This is a genomic window from Streptomyces sp. NPDC107471, assembly GCF_055582845.1.
The window spans coordinates 32,482-55,335 of the sequence record NZ_JBVJPC010000009.1 but is presented as its reverse complement, the minus strand read 5'-3'; the positions used below and the strand labels follow the sequence as shown (position 1 = coordinate 55,335).

Annotated in this window: 20 protein-coding genes and 1 riboswitch; of the genes, 4 read left to right on the top strand and 16 right to left on the bottom strand. The window is 70.5% G+C overall.

Annotation, left to right across the window (positions count from 1 at the left end):
- Nucleotides 1–18 precede the first annotated feature (18 nt).
- The 3 genes from ACZ66S_RS28385 to ACZ66S_RS28375 form a co-directional block, all read right to left on the bottom strand.
- Nucleotides 19–1,176: an ArsA family ATPase gene (locus tag ACZ66S_RS28385; protein WP_469904383.1), complete on the bottom strand. Its 1,158-nt coding sequence runs from the start codon at nt 1,174–1,176 to the stop codon at nt 19–21.
- A gap of 165 nt (nt 1,177–1,341) precedes the next feature.
- Entirely contained in the window at nt 1,342–1,782 is a 441-nt protein-coding gene (locus ACZ66S_RS28380; RefSeq protein ID WP_469904382.1) for an SRPBCC family protein, read from the bottom strand.
- Between the two features lie 92 nt (nt 1,783–1,874).
- Nucleotides 1,875–2,672 (bottom strand): metallophosphoesterase family protein, encoded by a 798-nt coding sequence (locus ACZ66S_RS28375; protein ID WP_469904381.1) that lies wholly within the window; start codon nt 2,670–2,672, stop codon nt 1,875–1,877.
- A gap of 293 nt (nt 2,673–2,965) precedes the next feature.
- Here ACZ66S_RS28375 and ACZ66S_RS28370 point away from each other — a divergent pair, with 293 nt between their 5' ends.
- A complete protein-coding gene (locus ACZ66S_RS28370; RefSeq protein WP_469904380.1) occupies nt 2,966–4,762 on the top strand; it encodes an AMP-dependent synthetase/ligase in 1,797 nt (598 codons plus the stop codon).
- A 19-nt stretch (nt 4,763–4,781) separates the two neighbouring features.
- On the opposite strand, the gene ACZ66S_RS28365 is transcribed toward ACZ66S_RS28370, so the two are convergent.
- Complete coding sequence (locus tag ACZ66S_RS28365; protein WP_469904726.1) at nt 4,782–6,398, bottom strand: GMC oxidoreductase; 1,617 nt, start codon at nt 6,396–6,398, stop codon at nt 4,782–4,784.
- 47 nt (nt 6,399–6,445) lie between these two features.
- Entirely contained in the window at nt 6,446–7,588 is a 1,143-nt protein-coding gene (locus tag ACZ66S_RS28360) for a glycosyltransferase family 4 protein (protein ID WP_469904379.1), read from the bottom strand.
- 120 nt (nt 7,589–7,708) lie between these two features.
- Here ACZ66S_RS28360 and ACZ66S_RS28355 point away from each other — a divergent pair, with 120 nt between their 5' ends.
- On the top strand, nt 7,709–8,950 hold the full coding sequence (locus ACZ66S_RS28355) for a glycosyltransferase 87 family protein (RefSeq protein ID WP_469904378.1): 1,242 nt from the start codon (nt 7,709–7,711) through the stop codon (nt 8,948–8,950).
- A gap of 104 nt (nt 8,951–9,054) precedes the next feature.
- On the opposite strand, the gene ACZ66S_RS28350 is transcribed toward ACZ66S_RS28355, so the two are convergent.
- The 5 genes from ACZ66S_RS28350 to ACZ66S_RS28330 all read right to left on the bottom strand — a co-directional run bounded on the left by ACZ66S_RS28350 (nt 9,055) and on the right by ACZ66S_RS28330 (nt 14,387).
- Nucleotides 9,055–10,248, bottom strand: coding sequence for a hypothetical protein (locus ACZ66S_RS28350; RefSeq protein ID WP_469904377.1), 1,194 nt, complete (start codon nt 10,246–10,248; stop codon nt 9,055–9,057).
- Nucleotides 10,249–10,281: 33 nt separating this feature from the next.
- Nucleotides 10,282–11,298 (bottom strand): C40 family peptidase, encoded by a 1,017-nt coding sequence (locus tag ACZ66S_RS28345; protein ID WP_469904376.1) that lies wholly within the window; start codon nt 11,296–11,298, stop codon nt 10,282–10,284.
- A gap of 226 nt (nt 11,299–11,524) precedes the next feature.
- Entirely contained in the window at nt 11,525–12,559 is a 1,035-nt protein-coding gene (locus tag ACZ66S_RS28340) for a C40 family peptidase (protein WP_469904375.1), read from the bottom strand.
- A gap of 209 nt (nt 12,560–12,768) precedes the next feature.
- Complete coding sequence (locus ACZ66S_RS28335; protein ID WP_469904374.1) at nt 12,769–14,112, bottom strand: NYN domain-containing protein; 1,344 nt, start codon at nt 14,110–14,112, stop codon at nt 12,769–12,771.
- A gap of 35 nt (nt 14,113–14,147) precedes the next feature.
- Nucleotides 14,148–14,387, bottom strand: a complete 240-nt coding sequence (locus ACZ66S_RS28330) for a hypothetical protein (protein ID WP_132886322.1) — start codon at nt 14,385–14,387, stop codon at nt 14,148–14,150.
- Between the two features lie 171 nt (nt 14,388–14,558).
- Between ACZ66S_RS28330 and ACZ66S_RS28325 the strand changes: the two genes are divergently transcribed.
- Nucleotides 14,559–15,299, top strand: a complete 741-nt coding sequence (locus ACZ66S_RS28325) for a rhomboid family intramembrane serine protease (RefSeq protein WP_469904373.1) — start codon at nt 14,559–14,561, stop codon at nt 15,297–15,299.
- Nucleotides 15,296–15,577, top strand: a complete 282-nt coding sequence (locus tag ACZ66S_RS28320) for an Lrp/AsnC family transcriptional regulator (protein WP_020137395.1) — start codon at nt 15,296–15,298, stop codon at nt 15,575–15,577. Before ACZ66S_RS28325 ends, ACZ66S_RS28320 begins: the two co-directional genes overlap by 4 nt.
- A 19-nt stretch (nt 15,578–15,596) precedes the next feature.
- Here ACZ66S_RS28320 and ACZ66S_RS28315 read toward each other — a convergent pair whose 3' ends face one another.
- The 6 genes from ACZ66S_RS28315 to ctaE all read right to left on the bottom strand — a co-directional run bounded on the left by ACZ66S_RS28315 (nt 15,597) and on the right by ctaE (nt 22,714).
- The gene (locus ACZ66S_RS28315; RefSeq protein WP_469904372.1) at nt 15,597–16,958 is read right to left on the bottom strand and encodes an aminotransferase class V-fold PLP-dependent enzyme; all 1,362 of its coding nucleotides are present in this window, start codon (nt 16,956–16,958) and stop codon (nt 15,597–15,599) included.
- A 120-nt stretch (nt 16,959–17,078) separates the two neighbouring features.
- Nucleotides 17,079–17,195, bottom strand: a riboswitch (SAM riboswitch).
- Between the two features lie 76 nt (nt 17,196–17,271).
- The gene (gene trpD, locus ACZ66S_RS28310) at nt 17,272–18,336 is read right to left on the bottom strand and encodes an anthranilate phosphoribosyltransferase (RefSeq protein WP_469904371.1); all 1,065 of its coding nucleotides are present in this window, start codon (nt 18,334–18,336) and stop codon (nt 17,272–17,274) included.
- A gap of 201 nt (nt 18,337–18,537) precedes the next feature.
- The gene (gene qcrB / locus ACZ66S_RS28305) at nt 18,538–20,175 is read right to left on the bottom strand and encodes a cytochrome bc1 complex cytochrome b subunit (RefSeq protein ID WP_469904370.1); all 1,638 of its coding nucleotides are present in this window, start codon (nt 20,173–20,175) and stop codon (nt 18,538–18,540) included.
- Nucleotides 20,172–21,227: a cytochrome bc1 complex Rieske iron-sulfur subunit gene (qcrA, locus tag ACZ66S_RS28300; protein WP_469904369.1), complete on the bottom strand. Its 1,056-nt coding sequence runs from the start codon at nt 21,225–21,227 to the stop codon at nt 20,172–20,174. Before qcrA ends, qcrB begins: the two co-directional genes overlap by 4 nt.
- Complete coding sequence (qcrC, locus tag ACZ66S_RS28295) at nt 21,224–22,033, bottom strand: cytochrome bc1 complex diheme cytochrome c subunit (protein ID WP_280851961.1); 810 nt, start codon at nt 22,031–22,033, stop codon at nt 21,224–21,226. Before qcrC ends, qcrA begins: the two co-directional genes overlap by 4 nt.
- 60 nt (nt 22,034–22,093) lie before the next feature.
- Nucleotides 22,094–22,714, bottom strand: a complete 621-nt coding sequence (gene ctaE / locus ACZ66S_RS28290) for an aa3-type cytochrome oxidase subunit III (protein ID WP_020137389.1) — start codon at nt 22,712–22,714, stop codon at nt 22,094–22,096.
- Nucleotides 22,715–22,854 lie beyond the last annotated feature (140 nt).

Sequence of the window (22,854 nt, the reverse complement as noted above, 5' to 3'; positions counted from 1 at the left end):
CGAACGGGCGTACCCGGTTCACGGGGTGCGGGGCCACAGATCCGGGTCCGGCGCGAACCTGATCCGCAGCTCGCCCTCGCGCAGGGCGGCGCCGGCGACGGTGCAGCGGCGCAGGGCCGAGGGCAGCGGGACGATCCGGCGGAACTGCCCCGCGCTGACGACGAGTTCGTCGCCGCGCCGGACCAGGTCGAGCTCGTCGCGCACGGCGCCGGGCAGCGGGATGTGCCACCCGAGGACGCCGTCCTCGGCGAGGAGATCGACGACGGGCCACTCGACGGTGGAGGTCGTGTCGTTGACCGGGGGGACGCCGAGCGCGTCGAGGTCGTCGCCGCCGCGCGGGTCGTGGCCGAGATGGCGGACGGTCCTGACGTCGTACGCCTCTCCCCACTCCTCCAGCGCCTTGCGCTGCTGGGCGACGAGCCCCGGGGGCCAGTCCTCCGGTACGACGCGGTTGGCGACCAGGGTGTCGGGGCGCAGGCCGCGCAGGGCGAGGGCGAGGCCGGCGGCGCGTACGGCGTCGGAGCCGGCGGGGCCGGGTTCGGCGACCAGTCGTACGACGGCCTGCCGGTCGGCGAGGACGGCCTCGACCGCGCCGAGTTCGGTGTCCCAGCGGGCGGCGGTCTCGTACAGCCACTCCGAGGGCATGGGGACGCCGGCCAGTCGGCCGAGCACGGGACGCAGGCCGGCGGCCGCCTGGCGCTCCGCGGGCAGGAGCCGGCGCAGGTAGCGGCGCAGTTCCTCGGGGAGGGAGAGAAGGGCGAGGGCCTGCGGGACGGGCGGCAGATCGACGACGAGCAGTTCGTGCCGCTCGGACAGGGCCGCGTCGCGCAGGGCGCGCAGCAGGGTGAGCTCCTCGGCGCCGGGGAGGGGGGTGACCTCCTCGGGGTCGAGCCGGGAGGCGCCGAGCAGGTCGAGCACGTTGGAGGCGCGGTCCTGGAACGCGGCCAGGTCGTCCCGGAAACCGGCGGTGGCGTCGGGGCGCCAGGCGGTGAGGTTCTCGGCGACCTCGGCGGGGTTCGCGCCCGTCGGGGTGCCGAGGAGCGCGCCGAGGGTGTCGGTGCGGTCGGCGCTGAGGACGAGGGTGCGGGTGCCCTCGCGGGCGGCGGCGAGCGCGGTGGCGGCGGCGACGGTGGTACGGCCGCTGCCGCCGGGGCCGGTGATCAGGATGGTGCGCATAGGGGTGAACCGTAACGGACGCGGCCGTCATGCGACTGCGGGCCGGTGGGGGCTTGTCGCGCAGTTCCCCGCGCCCCTGAAAGCACGTCGGTGCACTCCCACCTGTTCGGGGGCGCGGGGAACTGCGCGACCGGTCACGACGGACCCGCACCCGACATGCGACCCCTACTGCCGCGACTCCACCCGCTTCTTCAACCCCGCCAGCGCCCGGTCGATGATGACCTTCTCCGCCTTGCGCTTGATCATGCCGAGCATCGGGATCTTGACGTCGACCGTCAGCAGGTACGTGACCTCGGTCGCCCCCGCTCCCGCCGGCTTCAGTACGTACGAGCCGTCGAGCTGGCGCAGCATCTGGGACTTGACGAGCGTCCAGGAGACCTCGTTCTCGCCGGTCCAGGTGTAGCCGAGGACCTGGTCGTCCTTGATGGCGCCCGCGTCCATGACCAGCCGGACCTGCTCGGCGCGGCCGGACGCGTCCGTGGCGAGCACCTCCGCCTGCTTCACCTCACCCGTCCAGTCCGGGTAGCGGGCGAAGTCGGCGATCACGGCCATGACGTCGGCCGGCGCAGCTTCGATCGTGATGCTCGAACTGGTGTGTTCCGCCATCGCCGTGGCTCCTCCAGATACGGTCCGGTGAGGAAGGGGGGACGCACGCGTACGCACGTCTGTGCAGCGTGAAGGCTACCGCGCGGACGGACTCACCATTCCAGCGCCCACGGCTTGCCGCTCCCGGCGAAGTGCCCCACGTTCACGCACTCGGTCGCCCCGATCCGCATCCTGCGCACCAGCGGCTGGTGGACGTGACCGAACAGCGAGTAGCGCGGCCGGGTACGGCGGATCGCGGCCAGCAGCGCGCGGCTGCCCCGCTCGAACCGCCGCGCCACGGTGTCGTAGACCAGCTCCGGCACCTCCGGGGGGATGTGCGTGCACAGCACGTCCACCTCGCCGACGGCCTCGATCTTCGCCGCGTACTCCTCGTCGCTGATCTCGTACGGCGTCCGCATCGGCGTCCGGAGACCGCCGCCGACGAAGCCGAAGGTCCAGCCGCCGATCTCGGCCCGCTGGCCGTCGAGCACGGTCGTGCCGGGTCCGACGTACTCGGGCCACAAGGGCGGCATGTCGACATTGCCGTAGGTCGCGTACGTCGGTGTCGGGAAGGCGGCGAACATCTCGGCGTACTGCTTGCGTACCGCCTTCTCGATCACGGAAGCGCGGTCGGCGCCGACCCCGGCCCACAGCCGCTTCCCGAGCTCCCGCGCCTCCTCGAAGCGGCGGGCGGTGCGCAGTTCCACGATCCGGTCGGCGTTCTCCACCCCGAACAGGTCGGGGAAGATGCCGCGCGAGTGGTCGGCGTAGTCCAGGAACAGCACCAGGTCGCCCAGACAGATCAGGGCGTCGGCGCCCTCGCCGGCTCTGGCCAGGTCACGGGCGTTGCCGTGCACGTCGCTGACCACATGGACGCGTGTCTTCCGGTTTCCGGCCGGTGTGGGTGCCATGACGATCAAGAGTAGGCCCGTGCGGCATACGTGAACAGTGCCGACCGGGCTTGCGGTTACTGGCCAGTCAGTAAACAGGTGGACTACTGTGCGCGAAGAACCCCAATCCGTGTGACGCAGCGAACATCTCGTCGGACCCCCCTGTCGAAGAAGCCATACCGACGGGTAACGTCCGGGCAGTCCAGTCGTGCTCAGCGTTCAACCACCGAATCCCTGAGCACCTGCCCGAGCCTTGGACCGACCGTCGCATCACACAACGTCGTGGCGCCGGCGCCCTATGAGGAGCAGCAGTCTTGCGCGAGTTCAGCCTTCCGGCTTTGTACGAGGTCCCTGCGGACGGCAATCTCACCGACATCGTCCGTAGAAACGCCGCGCAGCATCCCGACGTCGCCGTCATCGCCCGCAAGGCGGGCGGTCAGTGGCAGGACGTGACGGCCACGACTTTCCTGGCGGAGGTGCACGCCGCCGCCAAGGGGCTCATCGCCTCCGGGGTCCAGCCGGGCGACCGGGTCGGTCTGATGTCCCGCACCCGCTACGAGTGGACGCTGCTCGACTTCGCCATCTGGAGCGCGGGCGCCGTCACCGTGCCGGTGTACGAGACCAGCTCGCCGGAGCAGATCCAGTGGATCCTCAGTGACTCGGGTGCGACCGCCTGTGTCGTCGAGCTGGACACGCACGCCGCCGCCGTGGAGTCGGTGCGCGAGCAACTGCCCGCCCTCAAGCACGTCTGGCAGATCGAGGGCGGCGGGATCGAGGAGCTGGGCCGCGCCGGCAAGGACATCAGCGACGCGGCCGTCGAGGAGCGCAGCTCGCTGGCGAAGGCCGACGACCCGGCGACCATCGTCTACACCTCCGGCACCACCGGCCGCCCCAAGGGCTGTGTGCTCACCCACCGCAGCTTCTTCGCGGAGTGCGGCAACATCGTGGAGCGGCTGCGCCCGCTGTTCCGCACCGGCGAGTGCTCGGTCCTGCTCTTCCTGCCGCTCGCGCACGTCTTCGGCCGGCTGGTGCAGATCGCGCCGATGATGGCGCCGATCAAGCTGGGCATGGTCCCGGACATCAAACAGCTCACGGACGAGCTGGCCTCCTTCAGACCGACGCTGATCCTCGGCGTCCCGCGGGTCTTCGAGAAGGTCTACAACTCGGCGCGCGCCAAGGCGCAGGCCGACGGCAAGGGCAAGATCTTCGACAAGGCCGCCGACACGGCGATCGCGTACAGCAAGGCGCTGGACACCCCGTCGGGCCCGTCGCTCGGGCTGAAGATCAAGTACAAGACCTTCGACAAGCTGGTCTACAGCAAGCTGCGCGCGGTCCTCGGCGGCCGGGGCGAGTACGCCATCTCCGGCGGCGCCCCGCTCGGGGAGCGGCTCGGACACTTCTTCCGCGGCATCGGCTTCACGGTCCTGGAGGGCTACGGCCTGACCGAGTCGTGCGCCGCGACCGCCTTCAACCCCTGGGACCGCACGAAGATCGGCACGGTCGGACAGCCGCTGCCGGGCTCGGTGATCCGGATCGCGGACGACGGCGAGGTGCTGCTGCACGGCGAGCACCTGTTCAAGGGCTACTGGAACAACGAGGCCGCGACGGCCGAGGCGCTCACCGACGGCTGGTTCCACACCGGTGACATCGGCACCCTCGACGAGGACGGTTACCTCCGGATCACCGGCCGCAAGAAGGAGATCATCGTCACCGCGGGCGGCAAGAACGTCGCCCCGGCCGTGATCGAGGACCGCATCCGGGCGCACGCGCTGGTCGCGGAGTGCATGGTGGTGGGCGACGGGCGGCCGTTCGTGGGCGCGCTGGTCACCATCGACGAGGAGTTCCTGGGCCGTTGGGCCGAGGAGCACGGCAAGCCGGCGGGTTCCACCGCGGCGTCGCTGGCCGGGGACGCGGACCTGAACGCGGCGATCCAGGCCGCGGTCGACGACGGCAACGCCGCGGTGTCGAAGGCGGAATCGGTGCGGAAGTTCCGCATTCTGTCCTCCCAGTTCACGGAGGAGACGGGCCACCTCACGCCGTCGCTGAAGCTCAAGCGGAACGTGGTGGCGAAGGACTACGCGGCCGAGATCGAGGCCATCTACGCCAAGTAGCGGGCCTCCTGACGGAACGTCATGGCGCGGTGTCCTCCACGAGGACCCGCGCCATCGTCCGTTCGGCGAGCGCGGTGATGGTGACGAACGGGTTCACCCCGATGTTGCCGGGGATCAGCGAGCCGTCGGTGACGTAGAGCTTCGAGTACCCCTTCACCCGGCCGTAGTTGTCGGTGGCCCTCCCCAGCACGCAGCCGCCCAGCGGGTGGTAGGTGAAGTCGTCGGCGAAGATCCTGCTGGGGGAGCCGAAGAGGTCGTACCGGTAGATGGTCGCGTTGGCGGAGTTGATCCGGTCGAAGAGCTTCTTGGCCATGCCGGCGGACACCGAGCTCTGGGCGCTGCTCCAGTCGAGGCCCAACCCCCCGCTGCCGTACGAGAACCGGGCGCGCTGCGGGTTCTTGGTGATCGCCAGGTACAGGCTGACCCAGTGCTCCAGTCCCGTGGGCAGCGGAGCGATCTCGGCGAAGACGGGGTTGTCGGCGTTGGCCCAGTCGTCGATGCCCATGACCGGCATGGTCGACTGGTTGGCGCCGACGGTGTCCCACAGGTGGTTGGCCCGGCCGAGCATCACGTTGCCGTTGGGCCCCCAGCCCGCCCCGACGCTCGCGTCCAGCGCCGGGAGGGTCCCCGACTGCCGTGACCTGAGCAGGAGTTCGCTGGTGCCGAGGCTGCCCGCGCCGAGGAACAGGTAGGTGCAGCCGTACTGCTTGGTCTCGACGACCGCGCCGGTGACGTCGATGCGCTCGGCGCTCAGCACCCAACTGCCGTCGCTCGCCCGGCTGATGCCGGTGACCTTCTCCATGGTGTGGATGGTGACGTTTCCGGTGCCGAGCGCGGACGCCAGATACGTCTTGTCGAGGCTCTTCTTGCCGTGGTTGTTGCCGTAGATGACCTCCTGGCCGAGGGCGGACCTCGTCGCCGTGCCCGCCGCCTCGCGCTGCATGTAGCCGAAGTCGTAGACGCTGGGCACGAACGTGGTCCTCAGCCCTGCGTTGGCGGCGTGCTTGCGGGAGACCCGGCTGAACCTGTACCACTCGGTCGACTCGAACCAGGCCGGGTCGACGGTGTTGACGCCGAGCATGGCGCGGGCCCGCGGGAAGTACGTGCCGTACATCTCCGCGCTGTCCACGGTCGGGAACTGCTCGGCGAAGTACGACTGGAGCGGGGTGACCGCCATCGAGCCGTTGACCAGGGAGCCGCCGCCGACCCCGCGGCCCACGAAGACGGACATGTCGGCGAAGCGGACGCGGTCCAGGACGCCCGGGTAGGGGGTGATGTCCTTGTTGACGACGTCCAGCCACAGGAAGGTGGCGAGCGGCGCCTCGGTGCGGGTGCGGAACCACACGGAACGCCGGTCGGGGTCGGCCGTGTTGCAGAAGACCTTGCCGTCGGCGCCGGCGGTGTTCCACAGCCGTCCCATCTCCAGGACGAGGGTGCGGATGCCTGCCTGCCCGAGACGCAGGGCGGCCACGGAGGCGCCGTAGCCGGAGCCGACGACGATGGCGGGTGCGGACTCGACCGCGGCGGGCTCGTCCGCGCGGGCCGACTGGAGGCCGACGCGGGTGAAGCCGAGAGAGGCCGCCGTCTGGAGGGCGGCCATACCAAGGATCTGACGTCTAGTCACCTGACGCTGCATCAGTTTTGCTGTCATGCGCGCAGCATCGGCGGATTATGCGGCTCCGGCTATAGCAGGGTCTTCAACTTTTCCGCCAACAAATCCCAGCGCCACTTCTCCTCGACCCACTCGCGTCCCCGCTCCCCCATGCGCCTCCGCAGTTCCGCGTCCCCGAGGAGGACGACGATCCGCTCGGCGGCCTCCTCGGCGAAACCGCCCCGCACGACCCACCCGGTCTCACCGTCGAGCACCGCGTCCGGGGCGCCGCCCGAGTCGCCGGCGACGACGGGCAGCCCGGTCGCGGAGGCCTCCAGGTAGACGATCCCGAGCCCCTCGACGTCGAGCCCGCCCCGGCGGGTCCGGCACGGCATCGCGAAGACGTCCCCGGCGCCGTAGTGGGCGGGCAGCTCGGCCCAGGGCACGGCCCCGGTGAAGCGGACCGAGCCGGCCACGCCGGTCTCGTGGGCGAGCCTGCGCAGCTCCTTCTCGTACGGCCCGCCGCCGACGATCAGCAGGACGGCGTCGGGCTCCGCGGCCAGGATCCGCGGCATGGCGAGGATGAGGGTGTCCTGCCCCTTGCGCGGGACCAGCCGCGAGACGCACACGACCACCGGCCGGTCGGTGAGCCCGAGGCGCGCCCGCACGGCGTCGCCGCCCGACCCGGGGTGGAAGGTCTTCTCGTCGACCCCGGGCGGGAGCTGGACCATCCTGGCGGCGGCCCGGGCGGTCAGCGCGGCGGCGATCCGCGACCGCGTGTACTCGCCGAGGTAGGTGATCGTGTCCGTCGACTCCCCGATCCGGCCCAGCAGTTGGCGCGCGGCGGGCAGTTGGGCCCACCCCGCCTCATGACCGTGGGTCGTCGCCACCAGCCGCTTCGCCCCGGCCCTCCTGAGCGCGGGCGCCATCAGCCCGAGCGGTGCGGCCGCCCCGAACCACACCGACGTACAGCCGTGCTCCCGCAGCAGCCCGACGGCCCTCCGGGTCGCCCCGGGCGTCGGCAGCAGCATGGTGGTGGAGTCCCGTACGACGGTGAAGGGCTGCTCGGCGTCGAAGGCCGCGATCGCCTCGGCGCCCTCCCGGCCCCGCTTCCAGGTGGAGGCGTAGACGACCAGGCGCTCGGGGTCGAGGCGCAGTGCCATGTTGTGCAGGAACGCCTGGATGCCGCCGGGGCGGGGCGGGAAGTCGTTCGTCACGATCAGGGTCTTGTGCATCGCGGCCGACACTACCGAACCGGCTGCTCACAGCCGGGCTCGGCCACGTTTATGGCACCCTCACAGGAGAGCGGGACATCATGTTCCCCTCAAGACCGCAAGAGAACGGCAGGGGATCACGTGGACACGAGGGCCGGGCGGCGATCCCTGACCGGACTGCTGCTGACCTGGGGCGTGACCAGGCTGCTGCTCCTGCTCTGGGTCTTCAAGGTGTACGTCTTCCCCGGCCCGGACGTCACCAGCGACGTGTCGGTCATCTACCAGGGCTGGTACGACGTCCTGCGCACCGGAACGTTCCCGCAGGACGACGTGACCTGGCAGTACCCGCCGGCCGCGGCCCTCGCGATCCTCTCCCCCGCGCTGCTGCCCTTCCTGGAGTACACGCAGGCCTTCTTCGTCCTGGCCTTCGTCGCCGACCTGGCCGTCCTCCTCCTGCTGCTGTACGCGGGCCGGCGGGACGGGCGGCGGCTGCGGGGGGCCTGGGTGTGGGTGGCGGGCGTACCGCTGCTCGGCCCGACCGTCTACTCCCGCTACGACGTGATGGTGACCGCGGTGGCGGTCGCGGCGGTGCTCGCGGCCGCCCGGCATCCGAAGGCCGCGGGGGTGCTGGTGGGCTTCGGGGCGCTGCTGAAGGTGTGGCCGGCGCTGATCCTGGTCGGGATCCGCAGGCGCAGCGTGTGGGCCTCGGCGGCGGTGACGGTCGTGGTCGTGGCCGGTGTGTTCTCGGTGTCGATGCCCGGGGCGTTCGCCTTCCTGACCTTCCAGCGGGAGCGGGGCACCGAGGTGGAGTCGCTGGGCTCGCTGGTCTTCCACATCGCCCGCCACCACGGGTGGGACGGCCAGGTGCTGCTGAACTACGGCTCGGTCGAGTTCCTCGGCCCCTGGGTGACCACCGTCAGCACGGCCGCGCTGGCGCTGACCGGCATGGCCTTCGGACTGCTGCTGCTGTGGCGGCTGACGGCCACCCGGTTCGAGACGCACACGGCGGCTGACGCGGCGCTGGTGGCGGTGCTCATGTTCACCACCACCAGCCGGGTCATCAGCCCGCAGTACCTGGTGTGGCTGGTCGGCCTGGCCGCGGCCTGCCTGTGCTTCCGCGCGAGCCGGATGGGCGTGCCGACGGTCCTGGTGCTGCTGGCGTGCTTCGTGACGGTCCTGGAGTTCCCGATCTGGTTCGCGGACGTGGTGAGCAGCAGCCCGCTCGGCATCACCCTCCTGCTCATCCGCAACGCCCTGCTGGTCGTCGCCACGGCCCTCGGAATGCGCGAACTGTGGCGCGCGACGGTCCCGAAGCAGCCCGCACCCCCCACGCTCCCGGAACAGACCCCGGTCCCGCCCCGGCAGACGTCGACGTCGCCCTGACCGCGCGCCGGGCGGCACGGGTACGGCAGGTCTGCCTCAAGTGGGGTACGCGATGAGTGCCCTCCGGGACCGGCACCCCGGACGGAGACCGTGGAGCGGTCGGATCAGCCGAACTGATCCCGCAGGTACTCCCGCCACGCGGCGGTGAACGCCTTCAGGTCGGTGCCGAGCACCTTCGCCAGGGCCTCCTCCACCGCCCCCGGCCGCTCCTTGTGCGTGCCCACGGCCCGGTAGAACGCGCCCAGACTCGCCTCGCCCCACCGGTCCGCGATCATCCGGCAGGCCAGCCAGCCGCCCTCGTAGGACATCGCGAGCCCGGACGCGCTGCCGCTGAAACCGAAGTCCGCGTCGGACGGCAGGGCCGCCGGCACCCGGCCCGCGGACACGGCCTCCCCGAGCTCCGGCGCGGCCTCGGCCGGGGTGCGCCCGGTGTCCCGGTAGCCGACCCAGTCGGCGTACCCCTCCGACAGCCACAGCGGTGTCGCGGCCGTGGTGTCGGCGCGGGTGGCGACATGGGTCGTCTCGTGGGTGAGCACGACCTGCCGGCCCAGGTTGCCGAGCAGGCCGTAGGCGTCCGGGTTGACGATGACCCGGTCCGCGGGCGCGCGTGCCGGGGCGCCGGTCTCGCCGGTGGTGACGGCCGCGATCCCGCGGTACGAGGAGGCCGGCGAGCCCAGCAGCCCCGCCATGCCGTCCAGGGAGTCGGGCACGAGCACGACGACGTGCCGGGACCATCCGGTGCCCCAGGTGTCCGACACGGCGGGCACGGCGTGGTCGGCCAGGTCCGCGAAGGAGTGCAGCCGCTCGCCGGACTGGCCGACGCCGAGGACGATGCTGTGCTGCCCGCGGACGACGGTCACCTCGCCCTGGTCCCACAGTTGCTCCGGGGCCTTCTTCGCCGGCTTCTCGCCCCGCACGTACCAGTGGCCGGCCGCGTCGAGGGAGAGGTCGAGGGTGCGGGCGACGGTGACGGGGGCCCGGTCGTACCCCTGGACCTGGTAGCGGAGTTCGGCGTCGGCGGTGGCCGTGGCCCCGGTCCGGTGGACGCCGGTGACCTTGTAGGACCAGGAGGCGAGCGGCACCGCGCTGACGTCCTCGTACCAGCTCGCGGCGCCCGTCTGCGCGACGGCCGCCTTGTCGCGGTCGAGGACGGCCGCCGCCCGCCGGTCCAGGACGTGCTGTACGTCCGCCTCGGCGAGGTCGGTGGCCGTCGGCCGGCCGCCGCAGCCCACCAGCGCGATGAGCAGCAGGCACAGCACCACCGCACCGTGTCCCGACGCCCGCCTTCGACCTGCCATGTTTCCCGATCGTACGGGTATCGCCGCCGTCGGTCAGGGGCGCGTGACCGTCGCCCCCGGCATCATGCCGACCGGGTCGTAGCGCACCGGGGCGCCGGGGTACGGGGCGTGCACGACCTGGCCGTTGCCGACGTACATGCCGACATGGCTGGCGTCGCCGCGGTAGGTGACCAGATCGCCGGGGCGCGCCTGGGACAGCGGCACCTGGCGGCCGGCGTAGCGCTGCGCCTGCGAGGTGCGCGGGAGGGAGACGCCGGCCTGGGCGTACGACCACTGCATCAGGCCCGAACAGTCGAAGCCGTTGGGCCCGTTGGCGCCCCACACGTACGGCTTGCCGATCGCGGACTGCGCGGCGGCGACGGCGGCGGCCGCCCGGCCCGAGGGCGCCGCGGCTCCCGAGAGGTCCGGCATCGCGGAGCGGCCGGAGCGGGAGGCCCGGTCGTAGGCGGCGCGCTCGTCGGAGGGCAGGGAGTTGAGCAGTTCGCGCGCCCGGGCGAGCTTCTTCTCGACGGTCCGCTTGTGGGCGGCGACGGCCCTGCGGCTCCTGTCCAGTTCGCCGAGCTTCCTGGCCGCCTCGCTGCGCTCCTGGGCGAGTTCGCGCATGGCCTCCTGGAGGTCCTTGAGCTGGCCCGCCTGGTGGGCGTTGATGCGGTCCAGGGCGGCCGCCTTGTCGAGGTACTCGTCCGGGTCGTCGGAGAACAGCAGCGCGAGGCTGGGGTCGAGGCCGCCGGAGCGGTACTGGGCGCCGGCCAGTGAACCGAGCGTCTCCCGCATGGAGTTGATGCGTTCCTGCTGCCGGGCGATCCCGTCCTGGGCGGAGCCGACCTCCTCGCGCAGCGCGTCGGCGCGCTCGTCGGCCTTGTTGAAGGCCTCGGTGGCCTGCTCGGCCTGCTCGTAGAGGCGGTCCACCTCGGCCCGGGTGTCGTCGGAGGGGGCGGCGGCGGCCGGTACGGCACCGAGCGCGGCGGCCGCCGCGGACAGCACACCCAGAGCGGCACCGGCGCCCCGGTTGAACCCGGACGTCTGGACAAGGCGGCGATGGAACCCCACGGGAAGCCGCGCTCCTTCCACTGGCGGACACGGACGCTCCCCGGCGAGGGGGGAAGCGCGGCCGACAGTAGCCCCGCGGCAGGGGCGTATCCAACGACCTCCGCGGGCACACAACGTGACGCCCCGCCTAGGACGCAGGTCATGGGCGGGGCGTGCGGTCAGTTGTGGTTGTCGCGATTCGCCCGAACGGGCGGCGAGTCGTCGCGATCTTGCCCGGCGCGGAGGATCAGATCCGCACGCCGAACTGGAACGGCATGTTGTTGATCGACTCGTAGCGCACGACCGTGCCGGTGCGCGGGGCGTGCAGGACCATGCCGTTGCCCGCGTAGAAGCCGACGTGGTGCTGGTCGCCGTAGAAGATGACCAGGTCGCCGACCTTGAGGGCGCTCTGCGAGTAGATCCGGGTGCCCGCGTTGGCCTGGGCCTGCGAGGTGCGCGGGATGGTGACGCCGGCCTGGGCGAAGGCCCAGGAGGTCAGCCCCGAGCAGTCGAAGGAGGACGGGCCGGTGGCGCCGTAGACGTAGGGCGAGCCGATCTTGCTCTGTGCGGCCTGGAAGGCGGCGAGGGCGCGGCCGGAGGCGGGCGCGGTGTTCCCGAGGTCCACGCGGTCGCTGGCGGAGCGGCTGGCGCGGGCGTCGGCGGCGGCGAGCGCGGCCTTCTCGGCGGCCGTCAGCGTGTTGAGGAGCTTCTGCGCCTCGGCGAGCTTGCCCTGAACGGCCTTCTTCTGCTTGGCCAGTTCGGTGCGGGTGCTGGCGAGGTCCTTGAGCTTCTCGGAGGCCTCGGCCCGGTCCTGGGCCAGCTCGCGCTGCTTCTCCTGGATCTTCTTCAGCGCCTCGACCTGCTGGGAGCTGAGCTGGTCCGCGGTGGACGCCTTGTCCAGGTAGTCGTCCGGGTTCGACGACAGGAAGAGCTGGAGCGAGGAGTCGATGGTGCCGGTGCGGTACTGCGCGGCGGCTGCCATGCCTATGGAGTCCCGCAGTTCGTTCAGGTCGTCCTGGCCGCGGGCCACGTCGTCCTGGATGGTGGAGATCTCCTTCTGGAGCTTCTCCTGCTTCTCCTTGGCGCCGTTGAGCTTCTCGGTGGCCTGCTCGGCCTGCTCGTACAGGGCGTCGACCTTCGCCTTGACCTCGTCCTTGCTCGGCTTCTCGCTCGGCGCGGCGTTGGCGGCATTGGCACTGAGGGCCACGGCGGCAGCGGCTGCGGTCGTGAGCACGGTCACGCGCGTACGACTCGGCTGCTTGGGTCGACGATGGGACGCCACGGAGGTGAACTCCTTCTTTTGAGTGATCACCCGCTCGGAGGTTCGAGCCCAGACCCTAGTGACCCTCCTGTGATCAGTTCAAATCCTCAGGAGCAAAATCTGGTCACGCCCTGCATTCTTTGCACATAACTCACGTGCAGTGATGCGCACTTGACGCTACGTTGCGTGACGATACGGCCAATTGGGACATTAAACCTGGGCTTTGATGTTTAGGACAGCCGCTTCAGAAGTACCGCAGAAGCCACCGGCCGCGCCCCCGCCTTGGCGATGCCGTCGGCGACCTCGCGGTCGGTCGAGGCGACGATCACCGGCCGGCCGGGCGGCTCGGCGCGCACGAGCTGGCGGATCAACTCGTCGGCGGTGACACCCGCCTTGGAGAACAGCACCCGCACCCCGCGCGGCGGCGCCAGCAGCACCGGCGCGGCCAGCTCGGCCCCGTCGAAGACACAGGTCACCTCCGCCCCGGTCTGCGCGGCGAGCTGCGAGAGCTGCCCGAGGAGCCGCAGGCGCTGCTTCTCCAGCGGCATCTGGGGATAGCCGGTCTTGGTGACGTTGTAGCCGTCGACCACCAAGTGCGCCTGGGGCAGGGCCAGTAGCTGGTCCAGGATCGCCGGGTCGTTCTCGGACAGCGCCCGCGCGGCGATGTCCTTCGGGGTCATGCGTCCCGGCTCGACCGCGTCCACGGTCTCGGCCGGCCGCACGGACACCGGCGGCAGGGCCAGCTCCCGGCGCAGCCCCTGGGCCGCGTCCAGAACGGTGTCCAGAAGCAGACGCACGCGCATGTCCTCGACACTGCGCCCCTCCCGTGCCGCTCTGCGCGCGGCCTCCAGCGCGGCCTCCGCCTCCCCGAGGCGTGCCTTCAGGCGCCGGGACTCGCTCTCGGCGGCGGACACCTGGGCCTGCCCCTCGGCGCGCACGGACTCCATCTCGCCCTGCAGCTTGCGCAGGGCCGCCTCACCGCGCTTGACGTCACTGAATGCCGCACGCAGCTTCCGGTGAAGCGATTCGGCTTCCTTCTTGGCCGATTCCAGCTCGGCGCGCAGCCGCTCGGTCTCCGTGCGCGTCTGCTCGCGGGCGGCCGTGAGCTCCACGCGCAGCCGCTCCAGCTCGGCGCGGCTCTCCTCGTCGGCCCGCTCGGCGTCCGCGCGCTGGGCCTCCTCACCGGCCGCGGTGACCAGCTTGACCCAGCCGGTGGGGCGCAGAACATAGGCCGCGGCCGCCACGTCGAGCGGGTCCGCGGCCGGGGGCGGGGCACCGGAGTCGAGAGCGCCGGCCAGCTCCGGCTGGACCTCTCTGAACTTCTCCCCGATGCGCTGGCGGAACAGCGGATCGGTCTCCAGCGCGGCCGCCATCGCGTTGCCCGCGAACTTGGCCCGCCGGTTCGGCGCGAAGCGCGCGTACTGCCTGAGCTGTGCGGGCAGTTCGCCGACGGTCAGCCCGCCGAACCCCTCCGAGACGATGTGCACGACCCTGCGCCGCACCCCGTCGGGCAGCGGACGGTCGAGGACCTCGGCGGCGCCGTCGCCCGGCTCCCCGCCTTGTGTCTCCACCATCCGTCACACCCCATCACTGTGCGGGGCCGGCCCTGTCAGGAGCCGGCGCCCGGCCTGTCCACGAGTTCCACCTGGTCCACGGCGTTGCACCAGCGGCACCGCACCGACTCGATGGTCTCACTGACCACCTCGCGCTCCTCGACGCTCGGCTCTCCCGCCAGGTCGAGGTGGACGTACTCGACGACCTTCGACGAGCGGGTCACGTCGAAGCGCGTGAGGTTGCCGCAGAGGGTGCAGCGCCACCGCGTCGAGGCGGTCGGGAGGGGAACCGTCATCGTGACTGTGCTCTTTCCTACTAGCCATTGTCAGTGATGCACCGGCGTCCCGGTGCATGTGGCTCGTAACCCTACGGCCTGGCGGGTACTCGCCGCTCGGGCGTCCACAGGACCCACCCGGCGGCGAGGCACTCTGTTCCGTTGCGTCCCGTTACGTCATGCTCTGTGTTCATGATCCGCAACTGGAGGGTGACACTCGGTGGAACAGACAGGGCGCTGTGGGGGCCGGCTCCGGTCACCCACGGCCTGATCGCCCTGTGCTGTCTGGTCTTCGTGATCGGCCCCGCCTCCGGCCTCGACCCGGCCTACGGCTCCGGGGACGCGGCCCTGGCCGCGCAGCGGGCCTACTTCCACCGCTGGGGGGTGATCCCCGCCGAGCTCTTCGAGGACTCGCCCGGTGCCGCCCTCACCCCGGCCACCGCGCTGTTCGTGCACGGGAGCTGGGTGCACCTGCTGGGCAACATGCTCTTCCTCTACGTCTTCGGGGCGATGACGGAGGAACGGATGGGCCGGGTGCAGTTCCTCCTCTTCTACATCGGCTGCGGCTACCTCGCCCTGCTGGGCTACGCGGCCGCCAACGCCGACTCCGAGCAGTCCCTGGTCGGTGCCTCCGGGGCGATCTCGGCGGTCCTCGGCGCGTTTCTCTTCCTGTTCCCCGGGGCCCGGGTGACCAGTCTCCTGCCGTTCCTGTTCTTCCTGCCGCTGCGCTTCCCCGCCTGGGTCGTCCTGCCCTTCTGGGCGGCGCTGCAATGGCTGGCGGCGGGCCGGGCCTCCGACGGCCCCGGGGTGGCCTATCTGGCCCACCTGGTGGGCTTCGGCCTGGGCCTGGTCTTCGCCTGGGTGCGTTTCGGCCGTACGACTAGAGTGAGGGCCGCCCCAGCTCCGGCCCCCGAGGGAGAGAACCAGCCGTGATCACCGCGATCGTCCTCATCAAGACCAGCGTGGACCGGATCCCCGAGATCGCGGAGCGGATCGCCGCACTGGAGTCCGTGAGCGAGGTCTTCTCCGTCACGGGCACCTACGACCTGATCGCCATGGTCCGGGTCAAGCAGCACGAGGACCTCGCCGAGGTCATCCCCGGCAGCATCAGCAAGATCCCGGGCGTCGAGGCGACGGACACCCACGTGGCCTTCCGCACCTACTCGCAGCACGACCTGGAGGCCGCGTTCGCGATCGGCCTCGACAGCTAGGAGCCGAGCGCAGGCGCGCTCAGACGGCCGGGACGCAGCGGCCGTCCTCGGTGCGGTACGTCCACTTCGCGCCGTCCGCGACGAGCTCCTTGACCGCCTTCACGAACCGCTCCACGTGCTCGTCGGGCGTGCCCGCGCCGAAGCTGACCCGGATCGCGTTGAGGGACCTCTCGCCGGGAGCGGCCTCGGGGGCACCGCACTCGCCCTGGGACTGCGGGTCGCTGCCGAGGAGGGTGCGGACGAGGGGGTGGGCGCAGAAGAGGCCGTCGCGGACGCCGATGCCGTACTCGGCGGACAGGGCGGCGGCGAAGTGGGAGCTGTTCCAGCCCTCGACGACGAAGGAGATCACGCCGACCCGGGGGGCGTCGTCGCCGAAGAGGGACAGGACGCGGACCTCGGGGACGTCGGCGAGGCCGGCCTTCACCTTCTCGATCAGGTGCTGCTCACGGGCCACCAGGCTGTCGAAACCGGTCTCCGTCAGCGCCTTGCAGGCCGACGCGATGGAGTAGGCGCCGATGACGTTCGGGGAACCGGCCTCGTGGCGGGCGGCGCTGTCGTGCCACTCCACGTCCACTCCCCCGTCCTCGCGCCGGGTGACCTTGCGGCTGGCGCCGCCGCCCGCGAGGTAGGGGTCGGCCGCGCGCAGCCAGTCGGCACGGCCGGCCAGGACACCGGAGCCGAAGGGGGCGTACAGCTTGTGGCCGGAGAAGGCGACCCAGTCGACGTCCAGGTCACGCACGCTCACCGGATGGTGCGGGGCGAGCTGGGCCGCGTCCAGGACGATCCGGGCGCCGTGCGCGTGGGCGGCGGCGGCCAGCTCGCGCACCGGCCACAGCTCGCCGGTGACGTTGGAGGCGCCGGTGACGCAGACCAGGGCCGGGCCGTGGGGGTCCCGGTCGGCGAGGGCCTTCTCCAGGGTCTCGACGGCCTGGCGCGGGGTGCGCGGGGCGTCGAGGTAGGTGACCCGGGCGTCCTTCCAGGGCAGCAGGCTCGCGTGGTGCTCGGTCTCGAAGACGAAGACCCGGCAGTCGGCGGGGAGGGCGGCGGCGAGGAGGTTGAGCGAGTCGGTGGTCGACCGGGTGAAGATCAGCTCGTCGCCCTCACGGCAGTCGAGGAACCCGGCGACGGTCCTGCGGGCGTTCTCGAACAGGTCGGTCGAGAGCTGGGAGAGGTAGCCGGCCCCGCGGTGCACGCTGCCGTAGTAGGGCGCGTACGCCGCCACGTCGTCCCACACCCGCTGGAGGGCCGGGGCGCTGGCCGCGTAGTCGAGCGCCGCGTAGGTGACCTCGCCGCCGGTGACGAGCGGGACGGTGACATCCCGGCCCAGAACGGGCAGCGGGGAGCAAATGGTACGGGCGGAGACAGCGGTGGAGACGGACATGGGGAACTCCCGTGACGGTGAAGGTGAGATGGGTGCGCGGAGGCGGGGCTCGGCGGCCCTATCGCATTCGCTTGCTCACGGAAGACTCCCTCGACGACCAGGACCCCTGGTTTCGAGAGGGGCCCGCGCTTGCCGTAGACCTCACTGCCTACGGCCTGGTCTTCACCCGGGGCACCCCGCCACGGACGGAGGGTTGCCGGACAGTCGGCCGGGGCCTCATGACTGTCACTCATGACCTGGTACAGGAACGTACGTGAAGTGATCGTCGTCCCGCAACCCGTGTCCGGATCGCGGGACGACATCCCTGTCGTTGTTACGCGTTGCTCGCGGCCACCCAGCGCTCCAGCGTCCGCTTCGCCGCGCCCGAGTCGATCGCCTCCGCGGCCTTGTCCATCCCGGCCCTGAGCTGCTCGGCCAGTGGCCCCGTCCCCGGGTCCAGGGCCACCAGCGCGGCGGCCGAGTTCAGGAGCACGGCGTCGCGGACCGGTCCCTTCTCGCCGTCCAGCAGGTGGCGGGCGACCTCCGCGTTGTACGCCGGGTCACCGCCCCGCAGGGCCTCCACCGGCACCAGGTCGATGCCGACGTCCCGGGGGTCGAAGCTCTCCTCGGTGACCTTGCCGTCGCGGACGACCCAGACCCGGGACGTCGACGTGGTGGTCAGCTCGTCGAGGCCGTCGTCGCCGCGGAAGACGAGGGCGGAGTTGCCGCGCTCGGCGAAGACGCCCGCGACGACCGGCGCCATGCGGGGGTCCGCGACCCCGACCGCCTGGGACCGCACCCGGGCGGGGTTGGTCAGCGGACCGAGGATGTTGAACACCGTGCGGATGCCCAACTGACCGCGGGCGGCGCCCGCGTGGCGCAGTGCCGGATGGAACTTGATCGCGAAGCAGAAGGTGATCCCGGCCTCCTCGGCCACCTCTGCCACCCGCCGCGGGGTCAGCTCCAGGTTGACGCCGAGCTTCTCCAGGACGTCGGAGGCGCCGGACGCCGAGGAGGCGGCCCGGTTGCCGTGCTTGACGACCGTGGCGCCGGTGCCGGCCACGACGATCGCCGACATGGTGGAGATGTTGACGGTCTTGGCGCCGTCACCGCCGGTGCCGACGATGTCCACGGTCCGCCCGGGGACCTCGATCACGTTGGCGTGCGCGTACATCGCCCGCACCAGCCCGTTGATCTCCTCGACCGTCTCGCCCTTGGCCCGCAGGGCGACCACGAAGCCGGCGATCTGCGCGTCGGTGGCCTCGCCCTGCATGATCCGGTCCATCGCCCACGCCGTCGCGTCGGCGCTCTGGTCCCGGCCGTACAGCAGGGCGTTCAATACCTCGGGCCAGGAACGGCCCGCCGCGGTGTCGCCTCCAGCGGGGGTCACAGCGCTCATGGGGCCGCTCCAGATGTCGTAGAAAACCGTGCCCACACCCTATCCAGCCCACGACGCAGGCATCTCAGTGGCGCGGGGAACTGCGCGGAACGCCCGCCCCCACCGAACCCGCACCGCACCGCACGGCACGGCGAAGGGCCCGTCCTGTGTGTCGGACGGGCCCTTACTACCGCGCGTGGCGAGCGCAGCGACAAGCAGCGATCAGTGGTGGCCGTGGCCGCTCGTGATCTCCTTGTACTCCTCGACGGTCGGCTTGGGGATCTGGGACTCGTCGCCGTAGTACGCCTCGCTCAGCTTGGCGCGCAGCTTCTCGGAGCCCTTGACCTTCCGCTCGACGCCGTTCTCGTCGACCGTGGCGCCGATCGCGGCCGGCTGGTACTGCTCGTGCGCCGTGAGCGTGTGGAGCTGCTCCTGGCTGAGCGGCTCGTGCACCTCGATGAACTCACCGTGCGGCAGGCGCTTGATGATGCCGGACTCGCGGCCGTGCAGCACCTTGTCCTTGTCCCGGCGCTGGAGGCCGAGGCAGATCCGCTTGGTGGCGATGAACGCCAGGACCGGGGCGACGAAGAACGCGACCCGGACGAACCAGGTGATGGCGTTGATCGACAGGTGGAAGTGGGTGGCCCAGAGGTCGTTTCCACCACCGATCAGCAGGACGAAGTACCAGGTGATCCACGCGACACCGAAGGCCGTACGCGTCGGAGCGTTGCGCGGGCGGTCCAGGATGTGGTGCTCGCGCTTGTCGCCGGTGACCCAGGACTCGATGAACGGGTAGACCGCGATCGCGACCAGGACCAGCGGGAAGATGACCAGCGGGATGAACACGCCCAGGACGAGCGTGTGACCCCAGAAGTTGATCTCCCAGCCCGGCATGACACGGATCAGGCCCTCGGAGAAGCCCATGTACCAGTCCGGCTGGGCGCCCGTGGACACCTGGTCGGGTCGGTAGGGGCCCATCGACCAGATCGGGTTGATGGAGGCGATCGCCGCGATGACCGCGATGACACCGAAGACCAGGAAGAAGAAGCCTCCGGCCTTGGCCATGTAGACCGGCAGCAGCGGCATGCCGACGACGTTGTTGTTCGTCTTGCCGGGACCCGCGAACTGCGTGTGCTTGTGGTAGAAGACCAGGATCAGGTGGCCGACGATCAGGCCCAGCATGATGCCCGGCAGCAGCAGGACGTGGATCGAGTAGAACCGGGCCACGAAGTCGCCGCCCGGGAACTCCCCGCCGAACAGGAAGAACGACAGGTACGTGCCCACGATCGGCACGGACAGGACCGCGCCCTCCATGAAGCGGACACCGGTGCCAGAGAGCAGGTCGTCCGGCAGCGAGTAACCGGTGAAGCCGGTGAACATGCCGAGGACGAACAGCAGGAAGCCGAACACCCAGTTGACCTCACGGGGCTTGCGGAACGCACCCGTGAAGAACACCCGCATCATGTGCACGAACATGCCGGCGAGGAAGATCAGCGCCGCCCAGTGGTGGATCTGCCGGATCAGCAGACCACCGCGCACATCGAAGGAGATGTGCATGGTCGAGTTGAACGCCTCGGACATCATCTGTCCCTGCAGCGGGACGTAGCTGCCGTGGTACTCCACCTCGTTCATCGACGGGTGGAAGAACAACGTCAGGTACACACCCGTGAGGATGATGATGATGAAGCTGTAGAGGCAGACCTCACCCAACATGAACGACCAGTGGTCGGGGAAGATCTTGCGCATGTTGGCCTTGGCCAGGGAGTAGATCCCCAGCCGGCCGTCGGCCCAGTCGGCGACGCGCTCGCCGGCCGGTGCCTTCCCGCGAGAGCGGGCCTCGGTGGACTCTGTAGTGCTCATCCGCGCTCCCAGAATGCAGGACCGACGGGCTCCTCGAAGTCGCCGAGCGCTTCGAGGTAACCCTGGTCGTTCACGCCGATGCGCAGTTGCGGCAGGGCGTGACCGGCGGGGCCGAAGATCACCCGGGCACCGTCGGAGAGGTCGAAGGTGGACTGGTGGCAGGGGCAGAGCACGTGGTGCGTCTGCTGCTCGTACAGGGAGATCGGGCAACCGACGTGGGTGCAGATCTTCGAGTACGCGACGATTCCCTCGTACGACCACTCGAGCTCGCGCTTGTCCTTGATGTTGTCCGGCTGGATGCGGACGATCATCAGGGCGGCCTTGGCGATCTCGGTCTGGAACTCCTCGTCGTGCTCCTCCAGGCCCTCGGGCTTGGCGAAGGTCAGCGAGCCGACCTGGACGTCGGAGGGGCGCAGCGGCTCGTTGGTGTTCATGTTGACGAGCTGGAGGCCCTTGCGCCACATGGTGTGGCGGAGCTTGGTGCCGGGCAGCGGACCGAGGTCGCGCAGCAGCATCACGCCGGAGAGCGGGAACAGGGCCAGCGCGCCGAACATCGTGTTGCGGATCAGCTTGCGACGGCCGAGCGCCGACTCCTTGGCGCCCTGCTTGAAGTCCGCGTGGACCTTCGCGCGGACCTCGGGGGACGCCTCGATCGGGTGACGCTCGTCGGCGATCTCCTCGTCGGACATCAGGGTGCGGGCCCAGTGGACCGCGCCCGCGCCGATCGCGAAGAGGGCGAGACCGAGGGTCAGGCCCAGCGCGAAGTTCAGCGCGTTGATGTGCCCGATCGGGAAGACGAAGATCGACTTGTCGTGGGGGATGCCCACGTACGAGGCGATGAACCCGACGGTGGCCAGCATCGACACCGTGAACAGCATGGCCACCGTGCGCTCGGACCGCCGGGCGGCCCGCTCGTCGATGTCCTGCACCCGGTGCTCGTGGGGCGGGAGGCCGGGGTCCGCGAACGGGTTCTTCTCGTCCGCGACGCTTACCGCGCCGTGCGCGTCCTGCTCAGCGGGCAGGTTCTCTTCTGGAATGTCTTGGCTACTCATGACTTCTTGGCCTTTGCGGTCCGAGCGGCGACCCAGACGGCGACCGCGATCAGCGCGCCGAGGCCGAAGATCCAGGCGAACAGGCCTTCGGAGACCGGGCCGAGACCGCCCAGCTCAAGGCCGCCGGGGCTCACGGTGTCGTCGCCGTTGACCGCGTTCAGGTACGCGATGATGTCCTTCTTGTTCTGCTCCGACAGCGTGGTGTCGGGGAACGACGGCATGTTCTGCGGGCCGGTCTGCATGGCCTCGTAGATGTGCTTCGGGTCGACGCCCTCGAGGCTCGGCGCGAACTTGCCGTGCGTCAGCGCGCCACCCTTGCCGGTGAAGTTGTGGCACTGCGTGCAGTTGTCGCGGAACAGCTCGCCGCCCTTGGCGATGTCGGCACCGTCGGGGCCGTACTGCGCCTCGGTCGGGATGTTCGGACCCGCGCCGAGCGAGGAGATGTACGCGGCGAGCTGGTCGATCTCGGCCTGCGTGTAGATGACCTTCTTGCGCGGAACCTGCGCGCCCGGCTGCTGGGCCGGCATACGGCCGGTGCCGACCTGGAAGTCGACGGCCGCGGCACCCACGCCCACGAGGCTCGGACCGTCGGAGGACCCCTGACCGCCGGTGCCGTGGCAGCTAGCGCAGCCTACGGCGAAGAGCTTCTTGCCCTCGTCGATGGCCAGGGACTGGGCGGTTTCGTCTGCCTTCGCCTTGTCCGCGGGTGCGAACACGGCGTACAGCCCCCCGGTGCATGCCAGCGCGAGGAGTAGGACGACGAGCGCCGCCAGCGGGTGGCGTCGTCGTGCGGAGAGCTTTTTCACGGATTACCCCGGTGTCAGGATCTTCTGCGTCGATGCTTGCGATGTCGGGAGCGGGCCCGGCTACTTGATCATGTAGATCGTGGCGAAGAGGCCGATCCAGACGACGTCGACGAAGTGCCAGTAGTAGGACACGACGATCGCGGCGGTCGCCTGCTCGTGGGTGAACCTCTTGGCCGCGTAGGTACGCCCGAGAACGAACAGGAACGCGATCAGGCCGCCCGTCACGTGCATACCGTGGAAGCCGGTGGTCAGGTAGAACACCGAGCCGTACGGGTCGGAGGAGAGCGAGAGCCCGTCCTTCTTCACCAGCTCCGTGTACTCGTAGATCTGACCGCCGATGAAGATCGCGCCCATGATGAACGTGACGATGAACCAGCCCCGGAGCTTCTTCACGTCACCGCGCTCGGCGGCGAAGACGCCGAGCTGGCAGGTGAGCGAGGAGAGCACCAGGATCGTGGTGTTCGTCGCCGAGAACGGGAAGTTCAGGCTGGACGCCATTTCCTTCCAGTGATCGGGTCCCGTCACCGATCGCAGGGTGAAGTACATCGCGAAGAGGGCCGCGAAGAACATCAGCTCGGAACTCAGCCAGATGATGGTTCCGACGCTGGTGAGGTTCGGCCGGTTGACCGACGGGTGCGCGTGCCCGGTTTCTACTGTCGTTGCTGTCGCCACGACCGACATTATGTCGGTCGCTTATCCCGCCCTCACCCCGGGGGGTGCCGTTCGGAGTGTCTCCCTGCTCCATACCGGTGTTGACGTGGTGTTCAAGGGAGTAGCATCCGGCCCAACGGGCCTGTCCTTACGACGCTGACGTCACGGAG